This is a genomic window from Nocardioides sp. CFH 31398 (genome assembly GCF_022436705.1).
Taxonomy (GTDB): domain Bacteria; phylum Actinomycetota; class Actinomycetes; order Propionibacteriales; family Nocardioidaceae; genus Nocardioides.
In genome coordinates, this window is sequence record NZ_JAKUHT010000036.1 from 56,145 (window position 1) to 62,564 (window position 6,420).

Here is a 6,420-nt window from a genome sequence, read left to right on the forward strand (position 1 = left end):
CCTACATCCGGTCCGGCGCGGTGACCCCGAGCAGCGCGAGGCCGTTCGCGAGCACGGTGCGGGTCGCGGCCACGAGCACGAGACGCGCGCGGTGGACGTCGGTGACCTCCTCGTCGCCCATCGGCAGGACGCGGCAGGAGTCGTAGAAGCGGTGGTAGTCCCCGGCCAGGTCCTCGAGGTAGCGCGCCACCCGGTGGGGCTCGCGCAGCTCCGCGGCCCGCGCCACCACCCGTGGCAGCTCGGCCAGCGCGCGGAGGAGCACCCCCTCCTTCTCGTGCGTCAGCGCCGAGGGGTCGAAGGCGTCGAGGTCCGCGGCCAGTCCGAGGTCCGCCGCGTTCCGCAGCAGCGAGGCGACCCGGGCGTGGGCGTACTGGACGTAGAAGACCGGGTTGTCGGACGACTGCCGCGTCATCTCGGCCACGTCGAGGGTCAGCGGCGAGTCGGCCGGGTAGCGAGCCAGCGTGTAGCGCAGCGCGTCGGTGCCGATGAGGTCGATCAGCTCCTCCAGCGTCACCAGCGTGCCCGCACGCTTCGACAGCTTGAGCTCCTCGCCGCCCTGCATGATCTTCACGAGCTGGCCGATGAGGATCTGGATGTTGCGGTCCGGGTCGTCACCCGCACAGGCGGCCATCGCGCGGAGCCGGTTGACGTAGCCGTGGTGGTCGGCGCCGAGGAGGTAGATGCACAGGTCGAAGCCGCGACGGCGCTTGTCGACGTAGTACGCGGTGTCGGAGGCGAAGTAGGTCAGGTCGCCGTCCGACTTGATGAGGACGCGGTCCTTGTCGTCGTCGAAGTCCGTCGTCCGCATCCACAGGGCGCCGTCCGCGTCGAACAGGTGGCCCTGCGTGCGGAGGGTCTCGAGCCCGGTGGCGACGTCCTGGCTCTCGTGCAGGGACCGCTCGGAGAACCAGACGTCGAAGTGGGTGCCGAACCGCTCGAGCTGCTCCCGCTGCTGGCGGAGCTGGACGGCGTACGCGGCCTCGCGGAACGCGGCGGTGCGCTCTGCGCCCTCGAGGTCGACCAGGCCCGGCCGCTCGGCCAGGACCTGCTCGGCCAGGTCGGCGACGTACCCGCCGTGGTAGCCGTTCTCCGGTACCTCGCGGCCCAGCGCCCGCGCCTCGACGGAGGCGCCGAACAGGTTCATCTGGTTGCCGCGGTCGTTGATGTAGAACTCGCGGACGACCTCGGCGCCGGCGGCCTGCAGCACCCGCGCGACTGCGTCGCCCACGGCCGCCCACCGGGTGTGTCCCAGGTGGAGCGGCCCGGTGGGGTTGGCGGAGATGAACTCCACGTTCACCCGCTGGCCCGCCAGGGTCTCCGAGCGGCCGTAGGCCTCACCGGCGGTGACGATCTCCGCGGCCAGGGCGCCCTGGGCGCCGGCGTCCACGGTGATGTTGAGGAAGCCGGGGCCCGCGACCTCGACGGCACCGACGCCGTCGACGTCGCGCAGGTCGGTGGCGACCAGCTCGGCGAGCTCGCGGGGCGGCATGCCGGCCTTCTTGGCGAGCTGCATGGCGACGTTCGTGGCCCAGTCACCGTGGCCCTGCTGACGCGGCCGCTCGACGGTGACGCGCTCCGGCAGCGGCTCGGAGAGCGTCAGCGCACGTCGCTCCACGAGTCCGGCCAGGACGTCGTGGACGGCGGTCGCGAGCTGCTCGGGAGTCACCGTGCCAGCCTATCGACGCCCGCCCCCGGGCTCCGTGCGGTCCCGGGTCGGCCACGATGTAGGGTCGAGGCGCACGCTACGGGCCCCCGTAGCTCAGGGGATAGAGCACCGCCCTCCGGAGGCGGGAGCGTAGGTTCGAATCCTACCGGGGGTACTCCTCGTCCCGCTTCCCGCGGACGCGCGGCGGCGGCGGACCCGGTCCCCCGGGCCCACCGCCGTCCTGCTGCTCGAGGGCCGCTCAGCTGTCGGAGACCGGGGCGAGCTGGCCCGACAGGTTCGGGTCGTCGTTGGTCGCCAGGTACTCCTGGACGCGGGGGTCGAAGAAGACCTCCTCGAGGGTCGCGACCTGGGGGTCGTCGACGTAGTCCGTGCCGACGACGAGCTGGCCGGCGAACTCCCGCGGGGCGTCGGGCGCGAGGATCCGCTGCGAGTCGGGCGTGCCGGCGTCGACGAAGGACATGTTGTAGTCGATGACCGCGTCGACCGAGTCGAGCGTGCGCGGGCCGGCGCCGTACTCCATGTAGGTGAACTGCAGGTCGCGCGGGTTGGACGCGATGTCGTTCTCGGTCGCCGCCCACGGGTCGACGCCCTCGTCGAAGGTGAGCTCGCCCGCCCGCTCCAGGATCCACAGCGCCTGCGCGGTGTTCGCCGGGTCGTTGAGCAGGGCGACGGTCGCGCCGTCCGGCAGGTCCTCGAGCGAGTCGTGCCTGCTGGAGTAGATCGAGTAGGACCACTGGAAGACGGGGCCGAGGGCGGTGAGCTCCATGCCCGTCGAGTCGACGACCTGCTTCAGCCAGTGCTTGTGCTGGTAGATGTTGGCGATGTACTCGCCGTCGGCCGTCGCCTGGTCGAGCTGGTTGCCGTCCTCGATGCCGACGCCGGTGATCGTGACCCCGTAGTCGGGGGCGACCTCGGAGTCGAGGAACTCGAGGAAGGCCTGCTCCGAGGCGGAGCTGGCCTGGTAGGCGATGTCCCAGTCGTCGGTGAACTCGCTCCCCGACGCCGCCGACGGCTCGCCTCCGCCACTCAGGCGGAGCGCCACGGCGACGACGACCACCAGGGCGACGAGGCCGGCGAGGGCCGGGAGGAGCAGGCCCCGGCGGGACCGGCCGAGGTCGATGTCGTGGTGCTCGGGCTCTGTCCTCCCGCGGGAGGGCTGGTGCGTGGTGGACATGACGGTTCCTTTCGGGTGGCCGGGCAGGCCGGGACGACGCGCGCCACGGAGTGACGCGCGGGGTGCTGCGCGGGGTGACGCGCGGGACGGGGTGGCTGGGCCGTCTGGGCGGGGGTGCTCGCTCAGTGGGTGAGTCGGCGGACGACGCGGTCGCCGCTGAACTGGATGGCCTGGACGAGGACGACCAGGAGCACGATGCAGGCGATCATGATCGTGGTGTCGAAGCGCCGGTAGCCGTAGTTGACGGCGAGGTAGCCGAGGCCCCCCGACCCGATGGCTCCGGCGATGGCGGAGTACTCGATCATCGCGATGACGTTCAGGGTGATGCCCGCGGCGATGCCCGGGAGGGCCTCGCGGAGCTGGATGCCGCTCATGATCTGCCAGCGGCCCGCGCCGGAGGCGACCCCGACGTCGAGCAGCTCCCGGGGCACCTCCCGCACCGCGTTCTCGACGAGGCGGGCGAAGAAGGCGATGCCCGCGATCGACATCGGGATGATGGCGGCCTTGAACCCGATGGTGGTCCCGAAGACGAGCCGGGTCACCGGGACCACCGCCGCCATCAGCACGAGGAAGGGCAGCGACCTGCCCATGTTGGCGACCCAGCTGATCGACACGTGGACGGCTTTGTGGGGGGTCAGGCCCAGGGGCGAGGTGTTGTGGATCAGCAGGCCGAGCGGTCCGCCCACGAGGACGACGATCGTCATCACCACGCCCACCATCCGGGCCGTCTCGGCCAGGGCCGGCACGAGCAGGTCGGGGACGTCCGGCCACGGGGTGGCGAGGAGCGGCACGATCGTCCTCATGCGACGGGCTCCTTCTCACGGGTGCCCGTGACGGGCGCCTCGGCCGGTCCGGTGACCGGGCCGGCGGGAGCGGCGGGGTCGGCGGGGGCCGCCACGACCCCGTGACGGCGGAAGACCTCGGCCACCCGTCGCTCGTCGTGAGCACGGTCGAGCCCCACCGTCAGCCGTCCGACCGGTCGACCGGCGGACTCCTCGACGAGGGCCGCGAGGACCGCCACGTCGCCGCCCAGCTCACGGCCGACCTCGGCGAGCCAGAACGGCGAGACGTGACCCTCGATGCGGAGTCGCCACTGGCGCAGCTCGGGCGCCGCCACCACCGTGGGCATGGGCAGGAGGGCCGTCGCCAGGGGCGAGTCGGAGCGTCGCACGACGTCGGCCACCCGCCCCTGCTCGACGATCCGGCCGTGGTCGAGCTGCGCGACGTGGTCGGCGATGCCGCGGACGACGTCCATCTCGTGGGTGATGACGAGCACCGTCACCGCGAGCTCGTCGCGCAGCTCGGTGAGCAGGGCGAGGATCGCCCGGGTCGACTCGGGGTCCAGACCCGAGGTGGCCTCGTCGGAGAGCAGGACCGAGGGGCGCAGGGCCAGGCTGCGGGCGATGCCGATGCGCTGGCGCTGCCCCCCGGACAGCTGGGCCGGGTGGTGGTTGGCCCGGTGCAGCATCCCGACCCGCTCCAGCAGCTCGCCCACCCGCCGCCGGACCTCGGTGTCCGGGAGGCGCTGCTGTCGCATCGGGAGGGCGACGTTCTGCGCGGCGGTCAGGCGACGCAGCAGGTTGGCCGACTGGAAGACCGTGCCGATCTGCAGCCGGGCCCGCCGCAGCTCCCGCCCCGACAGTGCGGCGAGGTCCTGGCCGTTCACCTCGACCCTGCCGCTCGTCGGTCGCTCGAGGAGGTTGACGCAGCGGGCGAGGGTGCTCTTGCCGGCTCCGCTCGGGCCGACGACGGCGGCGATCCGGGCGTCGTCGACCCGCAGGTCGATGCCGTCCAGGACGGTCGTCGTCCCGTAGCTCTTGGTCAGTCCGGAGATCTCGATCATGGAGGTCCTGTCGGTCGTCGATCGCCCGGACGATCGCGCGCGGTCACTCAAACTGCACGTAATCTATGGACTTTGGTCAGTATGACAAGCGACGACGCGCCCCACGGTCGACGGTTTCGCCGATCCCCGGGTCGGCTCGGACGGCCCTCGGTCGCGGGCCGGGGCGCCCTGACGACCGGGCTCGGACGACACGCCGTTGCTTGGATCATCAAAACGCTGCGAAAAGGCGCCGGACAGGGTTGTCTGGGCTAGCCGCATCCCCGCGGTCGTCCGGAGGCCAGGGTCCCGAGCCCCCCTCCGGCGTCGTTCCGACTTGGGGAGAGAGACCAGGACCATGACCAAGCAACGCAGGATCCTCGCTGCACTCGTCGCGACACTCGCCGCGTCGAGCGCACTCGTCGCGACAGGCGGCGCGACCACCGGCGCTTCCGCCGCCGAGCAGCAGCGCGTCAACCTGGCCTTCACGGCCCGGTCGTTCGGCGCGAGCGTCTACACCAACGGCATCTCGGTGCAGCAGCTCCGACTTGCGAAGAGCGAGCTCGGGTGCACCAAGACGGTCGGCGTGAAGCGGCAGGCCGCCGCGCTGACCCCACCCGCCCTGGGCGACCTCGTCACGGTGGAGGGCGTCAAGAGCAACAACGTCACCTACAAGTACGCCAACGGCCGCACCGGGACGCGTGCGGTCAACCGCATCGCGAAGGTCTCCCTGGGCACCGAGGGCACCCCGCGCCTCGTGCTCAACGGCCTGAAGTCCGTGGCGGACGCCTACCGCCAGGACGGGCAGTTCCGCAGCGCCGGCTCGTTCACCTTCGACGGCATCTCCCTCTCCGGCGTCCCGGACGACGGCCCGCTGGGCGACCTGGTCGACCTGATCGGGGGCGGGGCCGCCGACGTGCTCGAGGCCCTGGGCAACGGCCAGACCATCGAGATCCCCGGCCTGGCCCGCCTCTCGCTCGCCCCGTCCGACGAGACCCTCGTCCAGGGGGCGCGCGGCTCCGCCGAGCGTCAGACCTCCGGCCTCCGGGTCCGGCTGCTGGCCGGCAACCTCGCCTCGGTCAACCTGGGCAACACCCGGGCCCGCGTCAGCCGGCCCGTCCCGGCCGGGGTGTTCCAGGGCGGCACCTCCTCCCTGCAGGGCGACCTGCTCGAGGACCTGTCCGGGTTCGGCAACACCAACCAGACCCTCATCCCCTGCGAGGGCACCTTCGGCAAGAGGGTCGTCCGCACCCGACCGGAGGGCGGCCTCGCCAGCCCGCTGGTGATCGACGTCCAGAACTCCCGGTCGGAGATCCAGGGCAACCAGGAGGGCCGCACCGGCGCCGCCTCGGCGCTCACGAAGGTCGACAGCGTCCGCATCCTCCCGCCGGAGCTCGCGCCGCTGCTGCCCGTCGTCCAGGTCGACGACATCACCTCGCGGGTCTCCGTGAACGGCAACCCCTCGCAGGGCAAGGTCGCGACGAAGTACGGCTCGAACGTCGGGACGCTCATCATCGGTGAGACCGAGCGGGAGATCCCGAAGCCCGGTCAGACCATGAGCTACGAGAACGGCGCCGTGGAGGTCACGCGGCGCGTCCTCAAGACCGGCAAGTCGGGCGCCGCCAACACCGCCCTCCGGGTGAAGTACCTCCCGAACGTCGTGAACTCGGGTCTCGACCCGATCACGCTCGACCTCGGGAACGCCTCGATGTACTTCAAGAAGGGCTGAGCCACCGGCTCCACCCCTCCCACCGGGCGGGG

At 72.0% G+C, this 6,420-nt stretch carries 5 protein-coding genes and 1 tRNA gene; 2 read left to right on the plus strand and 4 right to left on the minus strand.

The window, feature by feature from the left end; translation table 11 throughout:
- Position 1: 1 nt before the first annotated feature.
- A complete protein-coding gene (argS, locus tag MJ876_RS20335; RefSeq protein ID WP_240239191.1) occupies positions 2-1,666 on the minus strand; it encodes an arginine--tRNA ligase in 1,665 nt (554 codons plus the stop codon).
- Positions 1,667-1,748: 82 nt separating this feature from the next.
- On the opposite strand from argS, the gene MJ876_RS20340 reads away from it, so the two are divergent.
- Positions 1,749-1,820, plus strand: a tRNA-Arg gene (locus tag MJ876_RS20340).
- A gap of 84 nt (positions 1,821-1,904) precedes the next feature.
- On the opposite strand, the gene MJ876_RS20345 is transcribed toward MJ876_RS20340, so the two are convergent.
- The 3 genes from MJ876_RS20345 to MJ876_RS20355 form a co-directional block, all read right to left on the minus strand.
- Positions 1,905-2,840: a MetQ/NlpA family ABC transporter substrate-binding protein gene (locus MJ876_RS20345; RefSeq protein ID WP_240239193.1), complete on the minus strand. Its 936-nt coding sequence runs from the start codon at positions 2,838-2,840 to the stop codon at positions 1,905-1,907.
- 122 nt (positions 2,841-2,962) lie between these two features.
- Positions 2,963-3,643 (minus strand): methionine ABC transporter permease, encoded by a 681-nt coding sequence (locus MJ876_RS20350; protein ID WP_240239195.1) that lies wholly within the window; start codon positions 3,641-3,643, stop codon positions 2,963-2,965.
- Complete coding sequence (locus MJ876_RS20355) at positions 3,640-4,683, minus strand: methionine ABC transporter ATP-binding protein (RefSeq protein ID WP_240239197.1); 1,044 nt, start codon at positions 4,681-4,683, stop codon at positions 3,640-3,642. The genes MJ876_RS20350 and MJ876_RS20355 overlap by 4 nt, the downstream gene beginning before the upstream one ends.
- Positions 4,684-5,017: 334 nt before the next feature.
- Between MJ876_RS20355 and MJ876_RS20360 the strand changes: the two genes are divergently transcribed.
- Positions 5,018-6,388 (plus strand): hypothetical protein, encoded by a 1,371-nt coding sequence (locus tag MJ876_RS20360; protein ID WP_240239199.1) that lies wholly within the window; start codon positions 5,018-5,020, stop codon positions 6,386-6,388.
- The last annotated feature ends 32 nt before the right edge of the window (positions 6,389-6,420 follow it).

Bases quoted from the DNA above. Each gene is read 5' to 3' on its own strand.
- MJ876_RS20350 (WP_240239195.1), bottom strand. From the start codon at position 3,643: ATGAGGACGATCGTGCCGCTCCTCGCCACCCCGTGGCCGGACGTCCCC.
- MJ876_RS20345 (WP_240239193.1), bottom strand. From the start codon at position 2,840: ATGTCCACCACGCACCAGCCCTCCCGCGGGAGGACAGAGCCCGAGCAC.
- MJ876_RS20360 (WP_240239199.1), top strand. From the start codon at position 5,018: ATGACCAAGCAACGCAGGATCCTCGCTGCACTCGTCGCGACACTCGCC.
- MJ876_RS20355 (WP_240239197.1), bottom strand. From the start codon at position 4,683: ATGATCGAGATCTCCGGACTGACCAAGAGCTACGGGACGACGACCGTC.